Raw genomic sequence first — 17,458 nt, 5'->3', positions numbered from 1 at the left:
CGCGGGCTCCACCCCGCGCGGGCCGCGGCTCATATTCACGTCCCCCTCTCACTACCCCCCCGTCGTCCCGGGGGGGGGGGGGGGGGCCCCCCCCCCCCCCCCCCCCCACGCATGTCCGCGTGTCGAAGCCTCATCGGATGGGCACCGCTGCGTTACTCTGCCCTCAACTCACGGTCATCCTTGCTGGTCATGGTCGGAGGTGTCGGTCTCTCCCCCACCGAGGAGATCCATGTTGCGGCGACTCGCCCTGTTCCTGCCCCTCGCCCTCCTCCCCCTGGCCTCCCCGCCCACCGCCGCCGTGACCACGGTGGTCAACGTCGCCCATCGGGGCGCTTCGGCGTACGCGCCGGAGAACACCGTCGCCGCCTTCCAGCTCGCCGCCCGCCAGGGGGCCGACCTGTTCGAGCTGGACGTCCAGGAGACCAAGGACCACGAGCTGGTCCTGATGCACGACACCACCCTCGCCCGGACCACCGACGCCGAGCGCGCCCTGCCCGGCCTTGCGCCCTGGCGGGTGCGCGACCTCACGCTCGCGCAGATCCGCAGGCTGGACGCCGGCTCCTGGTTCGACCGGGAGTACACCGGCGAGCGGGTGCCGACCCTGCAGGAGGCGCTGCGCGCGACAGCCGGATCCCGTGCCGGCATGCTGCTGGAGGTCAAGGAGCCGAAGCTCTACCCGGGCATCGAGGCCCGCATCGTCCGCGCGCTGCGCGCCGAGCCCTCCTGGCTCGTGCCGGGGCGGCTGGTGGTCCAGTCGTTCGACTGGGACTCGATGCGCGCCTTCCACCGGCTGCTGCCCGACGTGCCGATCGGGCTGCTCGGCACGCCGAGCACCGCCGCGCTGCCCGGCCTGGCCAGGTTCGCCGACCACGTCAACCCGCCGTACGCCGCGCTCACCCCTTCGTACGTGAAGCTGGCCCACGAGCACGGCATGAAGGTCTTCGCCTGGACGGTCGACAGCCCCGACGTCATGCAACGCCTGCTGACGTACCAGGTGGACGGCATCATCACCGACAAACCCGACGTCCTGCGCGACCTGCTGACCGGAACCTGACCCCGAAACGCCTGACCAGAACCCGCCCGCCCGAAACGCCTGACCGAGCCTGACCCCCTGGAACGCCGATGAGGGGGCCCGTTCTCGGGCCCCCTCATCTCAGTTCAGCGTGGATCAGCTGCAGCCGCTGGTCGAGCCGCAGCCCTCGCACACGTAGCAGCTTCCGGCCGGCCGCATCTTGGTGCCGCAGGTCATGCAGAGCGGCGCGTCGGCGGTGAAGCGCTGGTGGCTCTCCAGCGTCAGCTCCCGGACCGGCTCCTCCTTCGGCTCGTCCTTGGGCTTCTCGATGGGCGCCGACTGGGCCAGCGCCTCCCGGTCGACCGCCTCAGGCAGCGCCGCCGGGTCCTCGCCGCGCTGCTGCGCGGCGCGCTCGGCCGCCGAGAAGATGCCGAGCGCCGCCCGCTCGTCGTAGGGCAGGTGGTCGAGGGCCAGGCGGCGGAAGATGTAGTCCATCACCGACGTGGCCATCCGGATGTCCGGGTCGTCCGTCATGCCCGCCGGCTCGAACCGCATGTTTACGAACTTGCTCATGTACGTCTCGAGCGGCACCCCGTACTGGAGGCCGATGGAGATCGCCACCGAGAAGGCGTCCATGACGCCCGCCAGCGTCGAGCCCTGCTTGGACATCTTGAGGAAGACCTCGCCGAGCCCGTCGTCAGGGTAGGACGAAGCGGTCATGTAGCCCTTGGCGCCGCCCACGGTGAAGCGGGTGGTCATGCTGGGACGCTGGTTGGGCATGCGCCGCCGGGTCGGCCGGTTGACCTCGATGACCTTGACCTCGGGCTCGGCCTCGACGGCCTTCGGCTCGTCCTTCTTGGCGCCGTTGCCGGCCGACAGCGGCTGGCCGACCTTGCAGTTGTCGCGGTAGACGGCCAGCGCCTTCAGGCCGAGCTTCCAGCCCTCCAGGTAGACCTGCTCGATGTCGTCGATCGTGGCCGATTCCGGCAGGTTGACCGTCTTGGAGATCGCGCCGGACAGGAACGGCTGGGTCGCCGCCATCATCCGCACGTGGCCCATCGGCGCGATGGCCCGCTCGCCCATCGCGCAGTCGAACACCTCGTAGTGCTCCTTGCGCAGGCCGGGGGCGTCGACGACGTGGCTGTGCTCGCCGATGTACTCGACGATGGCCTCGATCTGCTCCTGCTGGTAGCCGAGCTGCTTGAGCGCCCGCGGGATCGTCTGGTTGACGATCTGCATCGAGCCGCCGCCGACCAGCTTCTTGAACTTGACCAGCGCGAGGTCGGGCTCGATGCCGGTGGTGTCGCAGTCCATCATCAGGCCGATGGTGCCGGTGGGGGCGAGCAGGCTGGCCTGGGCGTTGCGGTAGCCGTTCTTCTCGCCGACCTTCAGGCACTCCGACCACTGGCGCGACGCCTCGGCGTGGATCTTCGCGTCCATGGTGCCGACCGTGCGCAGGTTGTCGTTGGCGGCGGCGTGCTTGCGCATGACCCGCTTGTGCGGCTCGGCGTTGCGGGCGTAACCGTCGTACGCGCCCACCACCCCGGCCAGCTCGGCGCTGCGCCGGTAGGACACCCCGGTCATCAGCGACGTGATCGCCCCGGCCACCGCGCGGCCGCCGTCGGAGTCGTAGGCGTGGCCGGTGGCCATGAGCAGCGCGCCCAGGTTGGCGTAGCCGATGCCGAGCTGGCGGTAGGCCCGCGTGGTCTCGCCGATCTTCTCGGTCGGGAAGTCGGCGAAGGTGATCGAGATGTCCATCGCGGTGATGATCAGCTCGGTCAGCTTGACGAAGTCGGCGACGTTGAAGGTGTTGTCGTCCTTCAGGAACTTCAGCAGGTTGATGCTGGCCAGGTTGCACGAGGAGTTGTCCAGGTGCACGTACTCCGAGCACGGGTTGCTGGCGGTGATCCGGCCGGTCTCCGGCGTGGTGTGCCAGTCGTTGATCGTGTCGTCGTACTGGACGCCCGGGTCGGCGCACTCCCAGGCGGCCTTGGCCATCTTGCGGAACAGGTCCTTGGCGTCGACCTTCTCGATGACCTCGCCGGTCAGGCGGGCACGAAGGCCGAACTGGTCGCCCTTCTCCACCGCGCGCATGAACTCGTCGGAGACGCGCACCGAGTTGTTGGCGTTCTGGTACTGGACGGAGACGATGTCCTTGCCGCCCAGGTCCATGTCGAAACCGGCGTCACGCAGGGCCCGGACCTTGTCCTCCTCACGCGCCTTGGTCTCGATGAACTCCTCGATGTCGGGGTGGTCGACGTCGAGCACGACCATCTTGGCCGCCCGGCGCGTCGCGCCGCCCGACTTGATCGTGCCCGCGGAGGCGTCCGCGCCGCGCATGAAGCTGACCGGCCCGCTGGCCGTGCCGCCGCTGGAGAGCAGTTCCTTGGACGAACGGATGCGGGACAGGTTGACGCCCGACCCGGAACCGCCCTTGAAGATCACGCCCTCTTCCTTGTACCACTCCAGGATCGACTCCATCTGGTCGTCCACGGAGAGGATGAAACAGGCGCTGACCTGCTGCGGCGAGGCGGTGCCCACGTTGAACCAGACCGGCGAGTTGAACGCGAAGACCTGGTGGACCAGGGCGTGCTTGAGCTCGTGGTCGAAGATCTCGGCGTCCTCGTCGCTGGCGAAGTAGCCGTGCTCGACGCCCGTGCGGGTGTAGACGCCGACCACCCGGTCGACGAGCTGCTTCAGGCTCCACTCGCGCTGCGGCGTGCCCACTGCGCCGCGGAAGTACTTGGTCGTCACGATGTTGGCCGCGTTCACCGACCAGAACTCGGGGAACTCGACACCCCGCTGCTCGAAGTTGATCGAGCCGTCGCGCCAGTTCGTCATCACGACGTCACGGCGCTCCCACTGGACCTCGTCATACGGGTGCACGCCGGGCTTCGTGAAGATCCGCTTCATCCTCAGCCCCTTACGCGGCCGCTTACCCCCGCGCGCCACTGAACCGCTGGCCGTGTCCGTCATGACTCCCCCTTCTCCGCCTTCAACTGTGAGATCTCGGCCTCGAAGTCCGCCAGGCTCTCGAAACCGCGATAAACCGATGCGAATCGCAGGTAGGCCACCTCGTCCAGCTCCCGGAGCGGGCCGAGGATCGCCAGGCCCACCTCGTTCGACGGCAGCTCGGCCGCGCCCTTGGCCCGGATGGCCTCTTCCACCCGCTGCCCGAGCTGCGCCAGCGAGTCCTCACTGACCGGCCTGCCCTGACAGGCCCGCCGCACGCCCGCGACGACCTTGTCCCGCGAGAACGGCTCCGTCACCCCGCTACGCTTGCTCACCATCAGCAGGACGGTCTCCTGCGTGGTGAACCTGCGCCCGCACTCGGGACAGGTGCGGCGGCGCCTGATGGCCGCGCCGTCGTCCGTGGACCGGCTGTCGATGACCCTGGTGTCAGGGTGGCGACAGAACGGACAGTGCACGGCTTCGCCTCCTCGACCCGCCCGGCCCACCACACGCGTAAAACCCTCGCCGCGGTACGCTCGCGCACGCCCCACGGCATGCCATGGTGCGGTCACGGAAACACAAGGTGTGGTGAACCGACATCGGTGTAACTACTAGATGTTGTGGTCCAACCGTAGAAGCGCGCGACCATGAACGCAAGTTGAGCAACACCGTTGAGCCGAAGTCGCTGATCAGCCCCTCAGTCACACGGGCCCCGGGCGTGTCGCCGCTGCCGGCCGCTCGCGCCCCTCACCCGACCGGCCCCCTCGCACCCGACGGCGACCAGCCCAAACAGGCCCCACAAAGGTACCGGAGCCCACAGCCTCCCCCCACCTCCCACCACCCCCGAAGCCCCCTCCCCTACCCCCACAAACCACCTCGGAACCCACCCCACCTTCTCCGCTGGCCCCCAGCCCTTCCCCTCTCCCGCCCCGCCTCCCCCGGCCCCACTTGCTCACATATGCCCCACCCCCACAGGGACGGAAGGGCGGCTCGTTGGAGATGACCATCCAGCCGCCAGGGTCAACGCTGTGGCTCGCGGCCACCGCACGATCTTCGGTTGTCTCCACGGACTCCGAATGATCACGCGGTGGCCGTCTCCATGCGCCCCCGACGACTCAAGATCGCCAAGCGTCACCGGAGTACCGGATGGTCACCCCACGAAGTGGCGGACGAAGCACGTCACGGGCACTTCGCGCGCATCGTGGGGCTCCAGCCGTTGTGGACGACGTACTTGCTGCCTGCGTAGTAGCTGACCTGGCCCTGCAGGCGGTAGGTGAAGGTGTCCCCCCGCTTGCAGCCCTTGTACAACGTCCTCTTGCCGGCCCCGTACCAGGAGGCGCTGGAGATGTTCTGCCAGCCCCACCAGCGCTTGCGCTGAAGCATGATCTTGACGCGCTGGTTGCTGGAGCAGCCGATCGCCCAGCCGGTCGCGGCCACGTGGCCCTTGCGCATCTCCGGACGGTACACACGCACCTCACGGCAGGACATCGTCGCCGAGCCGGCCGCCGCCGCGGCCGTGGTGACGGCGGTCAGGGAGGTCTGGGCACCGGTCTGGACGGAGGCCTGCGCGGGGGCGCCCGCGGTCAGAGCCGCGGCGGCCACCGCCGCACCGACGACCATCGTGTTGAACGTTCGCATCGAGTTCTCCTTGGTGCTCGTCGTACTGGACACCGCGAAGGTAGCCAGGCCGATGTTGAGAACCTGTGGAGTGCCTGTTGAGCGAACCACCGGCCAGCGCACTCCACTGACGCATCGCGATCGCGCTTGGGATCTGCGCTGGTAGCGGCAGTGCCGGACGGTTGCCTGATGGCGACCCCGCCAGTCTGACGATCCGCACGACGTCCATGATCGTGCGGGTCCAGCGCGGCCGGTATCCGCCGGATCTCGGAGAACGTCAGCAGGACGCGGTCATCCGTCCTGGGTGACTGAGCGGCGGCGATGGCCGGCACGTCCCCCATCCGGCGCTCCTCCAGGGACGCGCAGCCGCGGGTCCCGGCTTACGGAGGCCCAGGGCCCTGGCACGCCTGGGGGCCATAAGCCTGGCCCCCATCCCCAGGCACACCTTGGACCCATCGGTCTGGCCCCATCCCACGGCATGCCTTCGGGCCCGCCCCCTGAGGCTTTACCCCCTGAGGCTCTACCCCCTGAGCTCAGCGTCCCCGATCCCCCCAGAGCGTGCCCTCAGACGACCTCCGCCCCCAGCAACCCCGCCCGGCCGGGCAGCCCGGCACCCACGGCCGCACGGCCAACCGCCCTGATGCCCACCGCGGAATCGCCGGGCACTCCGGCGCCCACAGCGGCATGCCCAGCCGCCCGCGTCCCGAGCCAGAACCCGCCCAGGGACAGCAACACCATCACCACCACCAGCAGCACGGTCCGCCCCCGCCGGGTCAGCCGCACCGGAGGAGCCGGAGCCCTGACGCCGGCACCCGCAGAAACCACTCCGGTACCGCGCCCCCGCCGCCGCAACGCACGACGATTCCGCACAAACCCGGCACCGTCACCGATCGGAGCACTTTCCGCCCCCACAACACGTCCCAACATCTCCCGCCCCCCGCGAGCCTCACCGTCACCAGAACCCCCGTTCCTCCGCGCCCCCCGGCGCCGCGCGCCCCCCGGCCCGCTCACCACTTCCCCCCGATCCCGGCCCGCGCCCTCCCCAGAGCGCCGCGCCCGTGCCATGAACCGATCCGCCGTCCGTCCCGAGCGCCGCCCCTGCCTGTCGGACCGCTCGGCCGACTGCTCTGAGCGCCCCCCTTGCTCGCCCATCCGTCCCGAGCGGCGCCCCTGCTCCCCCAGCCGCTCGCCCTTCTTCCGGCGGCGCGCCCGCGTTTCGGGCTGCTCGGTCGCGTCGCCTGAGGGCCGCCTTCGCGTCTCCGGGCGGCCCGTGGCCTCCCCTGGACGCCGCCGTTCCCAGGGACGGTCCGCTCGGGCCTCCGCCTGGCGCTCCCGCTCCCCTTCCCGCGGGATCCCCGCGTTCCGGCCCGCCGGCCGCCCCGCGCGGCCTGCCTGACCTCGCCTGCCCGATGCCACCAGCCCCCAGCGTCCCGACGTCACCGCCTCGTCGCGCCTACCCGCCCCCTCCGCCTGACGTCGGCGTCCCCGCCCCTCCGCCTCTCCCTCCGGACGTCGTCCGGCCGCTTCGGGTGGCCGTCGGCGCCGGGTGCCGGGCTCGGGCGGGCGGGCGCGCGGTTTGGTCACGTCCGTGTCGGGCGCGCCCTGCGTACCTTCGGGACGGCGGCGACCGGTCAGCGTGTCGTCGGCGAGCGACCGCCCACCGACCTCCCGAGGCAGCGGCCGGTCGGCATCCGTGTCCGCGTCGGGACGCGGGGAGGGGACCAGCCACAGCCGGGGACGGTCCGAGCCTTGAGCGACCTTCCCGGAGCCACTGGCGCGACGCCGCCGGGTGTTCGAATCGGAAGCCGGTCGTTTTCCCGGATTTTCACGGTGGCCGGAGCCGGTTTGCGGGTCGTCTCCCCGTCGGCCACCGCCCCGGGTGGCGTCGGCGATGAGGGTGAGCCGGTTGGCGTCTTCGCTGGTCGTGTCGGTGCTCGGGGTCGTTCGCACGATTGACCTCCCGCCGTCTGGCCCGAGGAAACGGCCAAAATAAGATCAGCAAATCGAACACGGTGTCGATCGAACTCCCGTACGATGTTGTACACCACGCTGGCGACAATTTCGAGGAAGACTCGAACAATTGTTTGAAGATGATCTTCAACAGCGATACGGTCGCTGTGTGCGACATCAAGACCACGGACCGGGAGGTTCGCCAGTGAGGCGGGCCGCCGCCAGGCGAGGAGGAAGAGCATGAGCGAGCGGGAAGACGCTAACGGGGTCACAGACCTCGCGGTGCGCCGACGCGACTCCCTGGGCCTGACGCCCAGGCAGCGCAAGATCCTCGAAGTGATCCGCGATTCGGTGCAGCAGCGCGGCTACCCGCCCTCGATGCGCGAGATCGGCGAGGCCGTGCAGCTGACGAGCACGTCCAGCGTGTCGCACCAGTTGACCGCCCTGCAGCGCAAGGGATACCTGCGGCGCGACCCGCACCGGCCGCGCGCCCTTGAGGTGCGCCTGCCCGGCGAGCCCGTGCTGTGGGTCGACCCCGACGCCACCGACGACGAGGCTCCGGTGAGCCGGCCGACCGCCGCCTACGTCCCGCTGGTGGGCCGCATCGCCGCCGGTGGTCCGATCCTGGCCGAGGAGAGCGTGGAGGACGTCTTCGCCCTTCCCAAGCAGCTCGTCGGCGAGGGCACGCTCTTCCTGCTCCAGGTCGCCGGTGACTCGATGATCGAGGCCGCCATCGCCGACGGCGACTGGGTGGTCGTCCGCCAGCAGCCGGTCGCCGAGAGCGGTGACATCGTGGCCGCCATGATCGAGGGCGAGGCCACGGTCAAGACGTTCAAGCGCAAGGACGGGCACGTGTGGCTGGTGCCGCACAACCCGAACTACGAGCCCATCCCCGGTGACGAGGCCAGTGTTCTGGGCAAGGTGGTGGCCGTCCTCCGCCGCCTCTGAACCTCCGGCCGGCGCCCTTTCCTGCGGCCGCCGTTCGATTTCCTGCGATCCGGCCTCCCTCGCACGGGGGCTGTGGTCGTCGGCGCCATGTGGCGATTCCTCGCAAGTCGCACGCACCGAACGCCGCCCTCCAACGCTGAGGCTCTTCCATCCGGGCCTCGCGTGGAGGGCGGCGTCGTCGTCGCCCGCTCACCTTTCTCCCGGGACGTTCCTTCGGGCCCCGGACACCTTTCTCCCGGGACGTTCCTTCTGGCCCGAGAACACAACGCGGCCGGCCCCGCACACCACCCCGACCCGGACGTCCGCTCCCCGGTTCGACACGCCGGCCATGCAGCCGCCCCCATCGGCAGGCACCTGCACCAGGCCCCCTTCCGCCACACCGCAAACTCCTAGACTGTGCCCGTGACCGACACGAATGCCCCAAAAGAGACCCCCGCCTCCAAAGAGTTGAAGGACCTCAAAGAGACGCATGACGGTCTCAAATGGGCAATCACCGCCCCCGGTGTCATCCCCGCCTGGATCGCCGACATGGACCTGGCCACCGCCCCCGAGGTGGTCGAGGCCCTGACCCGCCGCGCCGCCGGCGACCTCGGCTACCCGACCTGGCTGGACAAGCCGCAGGCCGGCCCCCTGGCCGAGGCGTTCGCCGAGCGCATGGCCGTCCGCCACGGCTGGACGGCCGACCCCTCGCACGTCCACACCTTCAGCGACATCAACCAGGCCCTCCAGGTGCTGCTGCACCTCTGGACCAAGCCAGGGGACGGCGTCGCGCTGCACACCCCCGCCTACCACCCGTTCCTGACGACCCTCGACGTGATGGAACGTCCGCTCGTCCCCATCCAGCTCGAACCGGACGGCGACGCCTGGCGGTTCGAGGTGCCCGACCTGTCCGGCTGCCGGGTGCTGCTGCTGGTCAACCCGCACAACCCGACGGGCCGCGTGTTCACCCGCGCCGAGCTGGAAGGGCTGGCCGAGCACGCCGAGCGCCACGACCTGCTGGTGCTGGCCGACGAGATCCACGCCGACCTCACCTACGCGCCCCACCGGCACATCCCCTTCGCCACGATCCTCCCCGAGCGCACGGTCACCCTCACCTCGGCCACCAAGGCGTTCAACCTGGGCGGCATCCGCTGCTCGGTCGCCCACATCGGGCACGCCGGGGTGCGCGCGGCCCTGGCGGCGCAGCCGCCGTTCCTCTTCGGGTCGACGCACCTGTTCGGGGTGGAGGCCACGGTCGCGGCCTGGCGGCACGGCGACGCCTGGCTGGACCGGACCCGGGCGCTGCTCGACCACAACCGCCGGCTGCTCGCCGAGCGGCTGCCGGACCGGTTCGGGTACCGGATGCCCCAGGCCACCTACCTGGCGTGGCTGCACACCGGGCAGCCGGGCATGGCCGAGGTCATCGAGCGGGAGGCCAAGGTCCAGCTCAACGACGGCGCCGCGTTCGGCCCGGGCGGCGCGGACTACGTACGGCTGAACTTCGCGACGACGGAACCTGTGCTCTCGGAGATTCTCACCCGACTGAGCTGAGTGGCGACGCAACCGCCGCTCTCGGAGATTCTCACCCGACTGAGCTGAGGGCGGCCGGAGCCGGTGCCGAGCTGAGGGGCAGCTGGTGCCGAGCTGAGGGGCGGCCCCGACGGGCTGCCCCTCAGGACGGTCAGCTCAGCGGCGGCAGGTCCGGCGCGGTCGCCGCCGGGCGCTCCTCCAACGCGGCGAGCGCCAGCTCGACCGCCTTGGCCAGCTGCGGGTCGCGGCCCGCCACCCGGTCCTGCGGCGTGATCACGACCTCGACGTCGGGATCGACGCCGTGGTTCTCCACGCCCCAGCCCGGCCCCTCCAGCCAGAACGCGTACCGCGGCTGGGTCACCACGGTCCCGTCCACCAGGGAGTAGCGCGAGTCGATGCCGATGACGCCGCCCCAGGTCCTGGTGCCCACCAGCGGGCCGAGGGCGCGGTTCTTGATCCCGGCGCTGACGATGTCGCCGTCGGACCCGGCGAACTCGTCGGCGACCGCCACGATGGGCCCGCGGGGCGAGTCCTCGGGGTAGCGCATGGGCTCGTAGCCGCGGGCCCGCGCCCAGCCGGTCACCTTGCGCGACAACTTCTCCAGCACCAGCTCGGACAGGTGCCCGCCGCCGTTCTCGCGCACGTCCACGACCAGCCCGTCGAAGGCCATCTCGGTACGCAGGTCGCGGTGGAACTGCGCCCACCCCGAGGCCACCATGTCCGGGACGTGCAGGTAACCGAGCCGCCCACCGGACGCCTCGCGGACGAAGGCCCGCCGGCTCTCCACCCAGTCGTGGTAGCGCAGCTGGCTGTCGTCGGCGAGCGGGGTGACGACGACCCGGCGCGGCGAGCCGCCGGCCGCGGGCCGCACGGTGAGCTCCACGGGCTGGTCGGCGGTGCCGGACAGCAGCGCGAGCGGACCGCGTACCGGATCGACCGGCTGTCCGCCCACCGCCACGATCGCGTCGCCGGGACGGATCGCGACGCCGGGCGCGAGCAGCGGCGAGCGAGCCGCGTGGTCGGAGGTCTCGCCCGGCAGGATGCGCTGGACCCGCCAGGTCCCGTCCTCGTCCTTGGCCAGGTCGGCGCCGAGTAGGCCCTGGCGGCGGCGCGGGTCGCTGACGCCGTCGTGGCCCCTGGCGTAGGCGTGCGAGGTGCCGAGTTCGCCCTGCACCTCCCACAGCAGGTCGATCAGCTCGGAGTGGCAGCCGAGGCGGCCGACCAGCGGCTCGTACCGGTCGAGCGTGGCCTGCCAGTCGACGCCGCCCATGTCCTCGCGCCAGAAGTGGTCGCGCATGAGCCGTCCGGCCTCGCGGTAGCCCTGGAGCCATTCGGCGACCGGGTCGATCTGGACGGCGATCCGGTCGAGGTCGATCGTGACGACCTCGTCGCCCTCGCCGGCCGCCCGCGTCTGGAGGCCGTTCTTGCCGTTGGTGACGAGCCTGGTGCCGTCGCCGCTGACCTCGAAGGCCCGCACATCCTTGCCGAGTTCGGCCTTGGCGCGCTTCTTGAGGTCGTAGCGTTCGAGCACGGTCTCGTTCACCGGCTCGGTGCCGTCGCCGAGCTGGCCCGTCAGGGGGTGGCGGAGCCAGAGCAGCGCGTCCTTGGCGGTCCTGAGGTTGCCGTAGCGGCCCGCCGGCACGGGGACGGGCACCACGCGGGAGGCCAGCGCCTCGGGGTCCACCTCGGTACGCGGCGGCGCGTCGTCCTTCTTGTCGTCCTTGCCGGGCTTGTCGTCCTCCCCGTTGAACCCCCGTCCCTGCAACGAGGGGTCGAACGGCGACGGCGTGGCGGCCTGCAGCGGCACGATGTACGGCCGGCAGCCCGCCGGGAACGACAGGTCGAACACGTGCGCGTCGTACACCGGGTCGAACGTGCGCACCGACAGGAAGGCCAGGTGCTTGCCGTCCTTGGTGAACACCGGGTCGTAGTCGGAGAAGCGCAGCGGCGTCACGTCGATCACCGACGTGCCGTCCACGCGGCCCATCTTGATCTGCGACAGCGGCTCGTGGTCGGGGTGCACCCAGGCCAGCCAGCCGGAGTCCGGCGAGAAGGTGACCCCGCTGATGTCGCCCTGCGTGGTGCGGTCGAGCTCCCGCAGGTCGCCCGACTCCAGGTCCACGACGAGCAGCCGCCCGTCGTGCGTGGCCACGGCGGCGTGCTTGCCGTCGGGCGCGGCGGTCAGTTCGAGCACCCTGCCGAGCTGCCCGCCGGCCAGGCTCCTGATCTCGCCGCCGGGGGTGCCGATCTCCAGGCCGTCCTCGCCGCCGGCGTCGGAGACCCACACGGCCCGGCCGTCGGCGCCGAGGGCGCGCGGCAGGCGCACCCGCACGCCGGGTTCCACCCGGAGCGCGCCCGCGGGCCCGTCGCGGTGGGTCACCCAGTGCGCGGTGCCGCGGATCTCGACGGCGCTGGCGCGCCCGGTCGGGTCCGGGGAGAAGGCGCCGACGCGCGTGGGCGCGGGCCGGCGCGCCCGTCCCGGCCGCGGGCCGCCGAGCTTGACCTCCAGCTTGTACGGCTCGGCGTCCAGGCTCTCCAGCAGCCACAGGTCCCCCGCGTGGCTGTAGATCACCCGCTCACCGTCGCTCGTGGCGTGACGGGCGTAGAACTCGTCGTGGCTGGTGTGCCGGCGCACGTCGGACCCGTCGGGAAGGGCCGAGTAGAGGTTTCCCACGCCGTCCGCGTCGGACAGGTAGACGATCCGGTCGCCGACCCAGCTCACCGCCCAGTACTGGGCGGGGCTGTCGGCGAACAGCCGGGCGAACTCCCCGTCGCCGTCGGCGTCGACCCAGATCTTGGCCGCCGTGCCGCCCCGGTAGCGCTTCCACTGGGACGGCTCGCGCCAGACCGGCGACACCGTGGCCACCTTCGCGCCGCTGACGGCCGCCTCGCTGACCCACCCGTACGGCAGCCGCTCCGCCGGCCCCCCGTCGAGCGGGACGGCGTACGCCCACAGCCGGGTACGGGACGCCTCCCCGGTGGAGCTGACCGCGAGCACGGCTCCGTCGCCGGTCCAGCCGCGGACGCCGGTCATGGCGTTGCCCCAGTGCGTCAGCCGGGTGCCTTCGGCGCCGTCCAGCTCGGCCGCGAACACCTCGGGGGCGCCTTCCTTGCCGCTGGTCCACGCGATGCGCGAGCCGTCGGGCGAGAACCGCGGGGCGGAGACCGGCACGCGGTCGGCGGTGAAGCGCCAGGCCCGGCCGCCGGCGACGGGGGCGAGCCAGACATCGTCGTCGGCGACGAAGGTGACCAGGTCACCGGACAGATGTGGATATCTCAGGTATGCGCCATATGTCACAGCTAGACACTAATGCGAGACACCAAACCAGCTAAAGATTTTCTCTCAGAGCACGGCGCCACCGTCCGCGAACAGCCAAGACCGCCCGATGCCCCGGATGTGCGGGGAACGGCAGGGAAGGAGCCAATCGCTACAAATCACACACTGTGAGGAATCATGCGATTTTTCGTCCGACCGCACCAGCTCCCGGGCCGCCTGGCCGCCGCCGCCATCATCCTCAACTCCGGGTTCGGCAAGACCAAGGCCGACGAGCAGACGGCGGCCGGCCTGCACGGCATGGCCGCGGGCACGTACCCGTTCCTGCGCGGCCAGGACCCGGTGGCCTTCACCCGGCTGCTGTCGAAGGGCGAGCTCGCCCTCGGGGCCGCGCTCGCCCTGCCGTTCGTGCCGTCGTTGCTGGCCGGCGCGGGGCTGACCGCGTTCGCGGCCGGCCTGCTCGGGCTCTACCTCAGGACGCCGGGCATGCGCGAGGAGGGCAGCCTGCGCCCGACCCAGCAGGGCATCGGCCTGTCCAAGGACCTCTGGCTGCTGGCCATCGGCCTCGGGCTGGTGATCGAGGAGCTCCGCAGTGACGATTGATCTCCGGATGCCCGACCCTAATCCGGACAAAGCTGGGTAGCCCGACCACATGGTACAAATCGGCTACACCTTGATGTCCGAGCAGACCCCGGCCCGCGAACTGGTGGACTACGCCGCCACCGCCGAGCGCGTCGGCTTCGACTACGCGGTCATCTCCGACCACTACTTCCCGTGGATCGAGGAGATGGGCCACTCGCCGTACTGCTGGTCGGTGCTGGGCGCGGCGGCGCAGGTGACCGAGCGGCTGCCGCTCATGACGTACGTGACCTGCCCCATCATGCGCTACCACCCGGCCGTGGTGGCGCAGAAGGCGGCCACGATGGGGGTGCTGAGCGAGGGCAGGTTCACCCTGGGCCTGGGCGCCGGCGAGAACCTCAACGAGCACGTCGTCGGCGAGGGCTGGCCGCCGGTGGACACCAGGCACCGGATGTTCGCCGAAGCCGTGCAGATCATCAAGGAGCTGTTCAGCGGCGAGTACGTCACCTACCAGGGCGAGTTCTTCGACGTCGACTCCGCCAAGCTCTACGACCTGCCCGACGAGCAGGTGCCGATCGGCATCGCCGCCTCCGGCGGCCGGTCGGCCGAGATCGCCGCGGAGCTGGGCGACGTGCTGGTCATCAACGACCCGATGCCCGAGGTGGTGCAGCAGTTCCACGCCGCGGGCGGCCAGGGCAAGCCGGTCTACGGCCAGCTCCCCATCGCCTACGACACCGACCCCGAGGCCGCCAAGGAGCGGGCCCACCGGCTGTGGCGCTGGTCGGGCGTCGGCGGCTGGAAGGTCATGGCCGAGCTGCCCGGCCCGGTGAACTTCGCCGCCGCGGCCGGCTCGGTACGCCCCGAGGACGTCGCCGAGAGCGTGCCCTGCGGCGACGACGTGGACGCGGTCGTGCAGGGCGTCAAGAAGTTCGCCGACGCCGGATACACGCACGTGGCGCTCGTGCAGATCGGGCACGACCAGCAGGAGCCGTTCTTCGACTGGGCGGAGAAGGAGCTCCTGCCGGCCCTGCGCCGGATCTAGCCGCCTACGGGACGATGTTGACCAGCTTGGGCGCGCGCACGATCACCTTGCGCGGCGTGCCCTGGAGGTAGCCGGCCACCTTGTCGGAGGCCAGGGCCAGGGCCCGCAGCTCGTCCTCGGAGATGTCGGGGGCGACCTCCAGCCGGTCGCGCACCTTGCCCGCCACCTGCACCACGCACGTGACCGACTCCTGCACCAGCAGCGCGGGGTCGGCGACGGGCCAGCCGGCGAAGGCGACAGGACCGGTGCGGCCCAGGCGCTCCCAGCCCTCCTCGGCGACGTAGGGCGCCACCAGCGACAGCATGACGGCCAGCGACTCGGCGGCCTCGCGCACCGCCGGGTCGGCCGCGCCGGGGCCGGAGTCGATGGCCTTGCGGGCGGCCGAGGTCAGCTCCATCATGCGGGCCACCGCGACGTTGAAGCGCTGCGACTCGACCAGCTTGGTGACCTCGTCGATCGTGCGGTGGGTGACCTTGCGCAGCTCGGCGTCGCCGCCCTCGAACGGCACGCCGGGCTCGGCGGTCGCCTCCGACATCACGCGCAGCGCGCGGGCCAGGAACTTCTGCGAGGCGGCCGGCGAGACGTCGGCCCAGTCGATGTCGTCCTCCGGCGGACCGGCGAAGATCATCGTCAGGCGGACGGCGTCGACGCCGAAGGCGTCGATCTGCTGGCCCAGGTCGATGCCGTTGCCCAGGGACTTCGACATCGCCTTGCCGCCGTTGATCACCTGCCCCTGGTTCAGCATGCGCAGGAACGGCTCGGTGAAGCTCACCATGCCCATGTCGTGCAGGACCTTGGTGAAGAAGCGCGAGTACAGCAGGTGGAGGACGGCGTGCTCGATGCCGCCGACGTACTGGTCGATCGGGCCCCACTTGCGCACCTGCTCGGGGTCGAACGGCCCGTCGGTGTAACCGGGCGAGGTGTACCGCAGGAAGTACCAGGACGAGTCGACGAACGTGTCCATCGTGTCGGTGTCGCGCTGGGCCGGACCGCCGCACTTGGGGCACTCGACGTTGACCCACTCGGTGGCGCTGGCCAGCGGGGAGACGCCCTTGGGCGCCAGCGCCTCGCCGCGCAGGTCGGGCAGCGTGACGGGCAGCTGCTCGTCGGGGACGGCCACCTCGCCGCAGTCGGCGCAGTGGATGATCGGGATCGGCGTGCCCCAGAAACGCTGGCGGGACAGCAGCCAGTCGCGCAGCCGGAAGTTGACCGCGCCGGCGCCCCGGCCCTCGGCCTCCAGGATCTCGATGATCTTGGCGATGGCCTCGGCCTTGGTCAGCCCGTCGAGAGGGCCGGAGTTGACCAGCGTGCCCTCGCCGGGCGTGGCCTCGCCGGTCTCGCCGGGGTCGGCCAGGCCGGTGTGCACGACGACCTTGACCGGCAGGTCGAACTTCCGCGCGAAGTCCAGGTCGCGCTGGTCGTGGGCGGGCACGGCCATGATCGCGCCGTGGCCGTAGTCGGACAGCACGTAGTCGGCCGCCCAGACCGGGATGCGCTCGCCGCTGACCGGGTTGACCGCGTGGCGGCCCAGGAAGACGCCCGTCTTCTCCTTGTCGGTGGACAGGCGCTCGATGTCGCTCAGCTTGGCGACCTCGGCGCGGTAGGCCTCGAAGGCCGGGCGCTGCTCGTCGGTGACGATCTCGTCGGCCAGCGCCGCGTCGACCGCGACCACGAAGAACGTGGCGCCGTACAGGGTGTCGGGGCGCGTGGTGTAGACGTGGACCGGCTCGTCGCGGCCCTCGATCTCGAACAGCACGTCGGCGCCCTCGGAGCGGCCGATCCAGTTGCGCTGCATGGTCAGCAGGCGCTCGGGCCAGCCGTCGAGCTGCTCCATGTCGTCCAGCAGGCGCTGGGCGTAGTCAGTGATCTTGAAGTACCACTGCGTCAGCTCGCGGCGGATGACGTCGGCGCCGCAGCGCTCGCACTTGCCGGCCACGACCTGCTCGTTGGCCAGCACCGTCTGGTCGTTGGGGCACCAGTTGACCAGGCCGCCCTTGCGGTAGGCCAGGCCGCGCTCGAAGAAGCGGTTGAACAGCCACTGGTTCCAGCGGTAGTACTCGGGGTCGCTGGTGTGCAGGCGGCGCGACCAGTCGAAGGAGATGCCGTAACGCCGGAAGGAGTTGGCCTGCGTCTCGATGTTGGCGTAGGTCCACTCGGCGGGGTGGGCGTTGCGCTTGATCGCGGCGTTCTCGGCGGGCAGCCCGAAGGAGTCCCAGCCGATCGGGTGCAGGACGTTGTAGCCCTGCTGCATCCAGTAGCGCGCGACGACGTCGCCGATGGCGAACACCTCGCCGTGGCCCATGTGGAGGTCGCCCGACGGGTAGGGGAACATGTCGAGCATGTAGCGCCGCTCCCGGGGGTCGGCCGCGTCCTCGCTCGCCCGGTAGGTGTCCTGTTCCTCCCATCGCTGCTGCCACTTGGCCTGCAGCGCCTGCGGGTCGTACTCACTCACGGCTACTGTCCTTCTGGCTTGACTCGGACCCATAAGAAAACCCCTCGTGCACGACGAGGGGTAGCCGCGACGGCGAGACCTCTCAGGGCCGTCGCGGCCCGCTAAGAAGCAGGGTCGCGGAAC

11 protein-coding genes are annotated in these 17,458 nt (G+C 70.9%); 5 read left to right on the top strand and 6 right to left on the bottom strand.

Annotated elements, in window-relative coordinates:
* Nucleotides 1-229 precede the first annotated feature (229 nt).
* On the top strand, nucleotides 230-1,054 hold the full coding sequence (locus AB0J76_RS43220) for a glycerophosphodiester phosphodiesterase family protein (protein WP_352325988.1): 825 nt from the start codon (nucleotides 230-232) through the stop codon (nucleotides 1,052-1,054).
* 114 nt (nucleotides 1,055-1,168) lie between these two features.
* Here AB0J76_RS43220 and AB0J76_RS43215 read toward each other — a convergent pair whose 3' ends face one another.
* From AB0J76_RS43215 to AB0J76_RS43200, 4 genes are all read right to left on the bottom strand, one after another.
* Entirely contained in the window at nucleotides 1,169-3,988 is a 2,820-nt protein-coding gene (locus AB0J76_RS43215) for a vitamin B12-dependent ribonucleotide reductase (protein ID WP_352325989.1), read from the bottom strand.
* Nucleotides 3,985-4,440 carry a transcriptional regulator NrdR gene (nrdR, locus tag AB0J76_RS43210; protein ID WP_103955744.1) on the bottom strand — a complete coding sequence of 152 codons (456 nt, stop codon included), beginning with the start codon at nucleotides 4,438-4,440 and terminating at the stop codon, nucleotides 3,985-3,987. Before nrdR ends, AB0J76_RS43215 begins: the two co-directional genes overlap by 4 nt.
* 703 nt (nucleotides 4,441-5,143) lie before the next feature.
* Nucleotides 5,144-5,602, bottom strand: coding sequence for a hypothetical protein (locus tag AB0J76_RS43205; RefSeq protein ID WP_352325990.1), 459 nt, complete (start codon nucleotides 5,600-5,602; stop codon nucleotides 5,144-5,146).
* A 543-nt stretch (nucleotides 5,603-6,145) separates the two neighbouring features.
* Nucleotides 6,146-6,364 (bottom strand): hypothetical protein, encoded by a 219-nt coding sequence (locus tag AB0J76_RS43200; protein WP_352325992.1) that lies wholly within the window; start codon nucleotides 6,362-6,364, stop codon nucleotides 6,146-6,148.
* A gap of 1,407 nt (nucleotides 6,365-7,771) precedes the next feature.
* Between AB0J76_RS43200 and lexA the strand changes: the two genes are divergently transcribed.
* The gene (lexA, locus tag AB0J76_RS43195) at nucleotides 7,772-8,479 is read left to right on the top strand and encodes a transcriptional repressor LexA (RefSeq protein ID WP_352325993.1); all 708 of its coding nucleotides are present in this window, start codon (nucleotides 7,772-7,774) and stop codon (nucleotides 8,477-8,479) included.
* A gap of 402 nt (nucleotides 8,480-8,881) precedes the next feature.
* Nucleotides 8,882-10,009, top strand: coding sequence for an aminotransferase class I/II-fold pyridoxal phosphate-dependent enzyme (locus AB0J76_RS43190; protein WP_352325994.1), 1,128 nt, complete (start codon nucleotides 8,882-8,884; stop codon nucleotides 10,007-10,009).
* A 130-nt stretch (nucleotides 10,010-10,139) separates the two neighbouring features.
* Here AB0J76_RS43190 and AB0J76_RS43185 read toward each other — a convergent pair whose 3' ends face one another.
* Nucleotides 10,140-13,286, bottom strand: coding sequence for a PDZ domain-containing protein (locus AB0J76_RS43185; RefSeq protein WP_352325996.1), 3,147 nt, complete (start codon nucleotides 13,284-13,286; stop codon nucleotides 10,140-10,142).
* Nucleotides 13,287-13,442: 156 nt separating this feature from the next.
* On the opposite strand from AB0J76_RS43185, the gene AB0J76_RS43180 reads away from it, so the two are divergent.
* Nucleotides 13,443-13,865, top strand: a complete 423-nt coding sequence (locus AB0J76_RS43180) for a hypothetical protein (protein ID WP_352325997.1) — start codon at nucleotides 13,443-13,445, stop codon at nucleotides 13,863-13,865.
* A 49-nt stretch (nucleotides 13,866-13,914) separates the two neighbouring features.
* Complete coding sequence (locus AB0J76_RS43175) at nucleotides 13,915-14,883, top strand: TIGR03557 family F420-dependent LLM class oxidoreductase (RefSeq protein WP_352325998.1); 969 nt, start codon at nucleotides 13,915-13,917, stop codon at nucleotides 14,881-14,883.
* 4 nt (nucleotides 14,884-14,887) lie between these two features.
* Here AB0J76_RS43175 and leuS read toward each other — a convergent pair whose 3' ends face one another.
* The gene (leuS, locus tag AB0J76_RS43170) at nucleotides 14,888-17,368 is read right to left on the bottom strand and encodes a leucine--tRNA ligase (protein ID WP_352325999.1); all 2,481 of its coding nucleotides are present in this window, start codon (nucleotides 17,366-17,368) and stop codon (nucleotides 14,888-14,890) included.
* Nucleotides 17,369-17,458: the final 90 nt, after the last annotated feature.

Origin of the sequence: Nonomuraea sp. NPDC049624, assembly GCF_040675255.1 — a bacterium.
In the GTDB taxonomy this organism is placed as follows: domain Bacteria; phylum Actinomycetota; class Actinomycetes; order Streptosporangiales; family Streptosporangiaceae; genus Nonomuraea.
Note: the sequence above shows the minus strand (reverse complement) of the source record. Positions and strands in the feature narration are given on the sequence as shown.